Below are 3,608 nucleotides of genomic sequence, written 5' to 3' on the forward strand. Positions count from 1 at the left end.
TCGATCCAGTCCTCAGATCAGAGTCCCCGCCGCCGGGCGGATCAGTGGGAGCCGGCTTCGGCGATGATCCGGTCGACGGTCGCGGCGAATTCCGCGACTGTCGGGTGCTCGAGCAGGTCCCGCACCGACACCGCGGCACCCAGCGAGCGCCCGATGCCCCGGACCACCCGGGCAGCCAGCAGTGAATGCCCGCCGAGCTCCACGAAATGCGCGGTGCGGGAGTTGATCCGGCGGTCGAAGACGTCCGACCACACCTGCGCCACCGCCAGCTCGGTCGCCGTGACGAAATCGTCCGCCGGCGCCGCGGCGGTGGTGGTGTCGCCGGCGGGGGACTCGCGCAGGCAGCTCTGCTGCAGCGCGGCCAGATCCGCCTTACCGTTCACGGTCAGGGGGATGGCGTCGACACAGACGAAGGTGCTCGGAATCATGAACTCCGGCAGGGTGTCCTCCATCGCGGCGCGCACCACCGCGACGAGATCGGCCGGCGCGCCCTCGTCGACCACCAGCGCCAGGCCCAGTGCCATGCCGACGGCCTCGGGGATGCCGAAGGCGATCGCCTGCCGCACGCCCGCGACCCCGACCGCCGCGGTCTCGACCGCCTTCAGTTCGACGCGCGAACCGCGGATCTTGATCTGATGGTCGGCGCGGCCGACGAACTCGATCGTGCGGTCGTCGTGCACCCGGACCACGTCGCCGGTCCGGTACATGCGCGCCCCGCTCGCGTGCGGGTCGGCCACGAAGCGGGCCGCGGTGGTCTCGGGCATGTTGCGATAGCCGCGCCCGACGCCGGGACCGGCCAGGAACAGTTCCCCCTCCGCCCCGATCGGGACCGGCTTCAGCTCCGAATCGAGAACCAGCGCACGGTAATTGGTGATCGGACGGCCGATCGTGAGCGGGCTGTCGCCGGCCGCGCTGTCCGCCCAGGTTGCGCAGATGGTGACCTCGGTCGGCCCGTAGGCGTTGATCAGGCGCCGGTTCGAGGACCACAGCTCGGCCAGCGCGGGCGGGCAGGCCTCGCCGGCGACGACGACGGTCCGCGGTCCGGCGCCGGCCGCCACGATCGCGTCGTAGGCCGACAGCAGCGACGGGGTCGCCGTGATGGCGTCCAGCGCGGTGAAGACCTTCTCGCTGTGTTCGTCGAGCGGATCGTGCAGGACCACGGCGTGACCGCCCGCCAGCGGCAGCAGCGTCGACCAGATCCACGCGTCGAACCCGGAGGGCGCGACGTTGCCGCAGGCGCTGCCGTCGGGCAGGTCCAGCCGCCGCAGCGCGTTCGCCAGGTTGGCGACGTTGCGGTAGGTGATCTGCACCCCCTTCGGGGTGCCGGTCGTACCGGAGGTGTAGATGGTGTACGCGGCCGAATCCGGCAGCGCCGCAGCGAAACTCACCGGACCGTCGGAGTCGTCGTCGAGGCTGCGCGGGTCCAGGCGGGGGATCGCGCCGGACACCGGCAGCGTCCCCTCCGGCGCCACGATCACCGCGAGCGCGCTGTCGGCCGCGATCGCCGCCACCCGGTCGTCGGGGTGGCTCGGGTCCAGCGGGACGTACACCGCGCCCAGCCGCCACACCGCGAGCATGGTCGCCACGCTGAACCGCGACCGCCCGAAGGTGACACCGACCGCCACCTCCGGGCCGGCCGCGTAGCCGCGCAACGCCGCCGCGATCCGGTTCGCGTGGCGGTCGAGTTCGGCGTAGCTGAAGTCCCCGTCCGGCGCCTGCACGGCCGGCGCGTCCGGCGAGTGCGCGGCGATCGCCGAAACCTGGTGCGCCAGATTGTATTCGGCGTCGAAGTCGGCGGTGTGGCCGGCGAGCACACTCAGCTGCTCGAACTCGAAATCGATGATGTCGGTCATGTTCGACGTCATGGTGTCTGTCCTTCTGTCGGATCGATGCGGTCGCCGGGCGCTCAGCTCAGTGCGACCGGGAGGTAGTTCAGGCCCCACATGAAGTTCGAGTGCAACCGCTCGATCTCGCCCGCCAGCTCGGGCGTACGGACCTTGTCGACCAGCGTCCGCAGCAGCACGGTGAGTTCGGTGCGGGCCAGCGGGGCGCCGATGCAGAAGTGCTCGCCGATACCGAAGACCAGGTGCCGGCCGATGGTGCGGCCGACGTCGAAGCGGTCGCCGTCGGGGAACACCGCGTCGTCGCGATTGGCGGAGGTGTTCCACACCACCACCGGCTCGCCGGCCCGGACCTGCTGGGATCCGACCAGCACGTCCCGCTTGGCCATGCGCAGCGAGTGCAGGGCCGGGCTGGTGTAGCGCAGGATCTCCTCGACCGCGGTGGCGACCTCGGCGTCACCGGTCTTGAGCCGCTGCCACTGGTCCGGATTCTCGATCAAGGCCAGGAAGCCGTGCGAGGAGGCGTGGCGCGTGGTCTCGGTCGCGCCGGTGAGCAGGCCGTCGCAGTTGCGGATGATCTCCTCGTCGGTCAACTTGCGGCCGTCGATCTCGCCCTGCAACAGTGCGCTCACCACATCGTCACCGAGGTGCTTGCGGCGGTGGTGGATCAGATCGTCGTAGAACATGAAGATCTCCGACGAGGCCGCGGTCTTGTCGATCTCGTCCACCGGGCAGCCGGTGCTGCCGTCCACCGAGGCGCCGAAGACCCGGCTGGTCAGGCCCACCAGCATGTGCCGCTCCGACTGGGGAAGGGCCATGATCTCGCAGATGATCGCGGCCGGCAGCTGGGCGGCGATCTCGCCGACGAAGTCGACGGTGCCCTTCTCCAGGGCCTCGTCGACCAGCGGCTCGATGATCTCGCGCATCGCCTCGGCCAGCGACGCGGTCGCGCGCGGGCCGAAGGCGGAGTTCATGACGCGGCGCAGCTGGGAATGGCGCGGCGGATCGGTGACGATCAGAATCTTTCCGGCGCAGGCCTCGACGGCCGCCGGGTCCGAGTCCAGGCGCATACCGTATTCGGAACTGAAATCCTCGTTGTTCCGGTAGACCGCCAGCGCGGGCGCGTAGGTCATAACCGACCAGAAGCCGCTACCGTCGTGGCGTTCGTTCCAATAAACGGGGCTCTCCGCGCGGAGTCGCGCCCATTCCTGTACCGGGTTCCCGCTTCGATACAGTTCCGGGTCGGAAATGTCGATACGTGCTGTTTCCATCCGCTGCAACCTGCTCTCGCGCATTCGGGGACATCTCGCCGGCTCCGTCGGGTCACCGAATTGCCCGAGGAAATACCGAAACGCGCGGTCGACGTAACGGCTGTCGCCGCGGATTCGGTCCCTACTTTCGTCGAGGATGCCGGTAGTGCGGAAGTGAGGATATCGGCACATTTCGGATGCGGTCAACGAACAGCGGGGGCCGCGGTCGGCGCACCCGCCATCCGCGAGATCGCCTGGCCGACTGTGCATTTTGAGCAGTCGGCCACCGGCGCCGCAGCTCTCTCGGGTCTGCTCCCGGGCGCCGACCAGGGGATCTCCGGCCGCCCGGGCGAGTTGCATCATCATATCCCAGCGGCATGATTCCCGGATTTACCGGCGTATTCATGTGGAGTTTGCGTCCGGTGTTCGGAACCGGGCGGAACCATTCGGCTACCGTCCGGGATCGCGATCGTTGTACTTTGTGGTTTGCGAAAAACCGGTCGTGACGTGGAAAGTG

At 69.1% G+C, this 3,608-nt stretch carries 2 protein-coding genes; both read right to left on the reverse strand.

Features of this window, described 5'->3' with window-relative positions; translation table 11 throughout:
• Positions 1 to 41 precede the first annotated feature (41 nt).
• Positions 42 to 1,865, reverse strand: a complete 1,824-nt coding sequence (locus tag EBN03_RS22550) for a non-ribosomal peptide synthetase (protein ID WP_122190084.1) — start codon at positions 1,863 to 1,865, stop codon at positions 42 to 44.
• Positions 1,866 to 1,906: 41 nt separating this feature from the next.
• Positions 1,907 to 3,112 carry a cytochrome P450 gene (locus tag EBN03_RS22555; protein WP_122190107.1) on the reverse strand — a complete coding sequence of 402 codons (1,206 nt, stop codon included), beginning with the start codon at positions 3,110 to 3,112 and terminating at the stop codon, positions 1,907 to 1,909.
• Positions 3,113 to 3,608 lie beyond the last annotated feature (496 nt).

Origin of the sequence: Nocardia stercoris (genome assembly GCF_003696265.1) — a bacterium.
Lineage (GTDB): Bacteria > Actinomycetota > Actinomycetes > Mycobacteriales > Mycobacteriaceae > Nocardia > Nocardia stercoris.

Bases quoted from the DNA above. Each gene is read 5' to 3' on its own strand.
- EBN03_RS22555 (WP_122190107.1), bottom strand. From the start codon at position 3,112: ATGGAAACAGCACGTATCGACATTTCCGACCCGGAACTGTATCGAAGC.
- EBN03_RS22550 (WP_122190084.1), bottom strand. From the start codon at position 1,865: ATGACGTCGAACATGACCGACATCATCGATTTCGAGTTCGAGCAGCTG.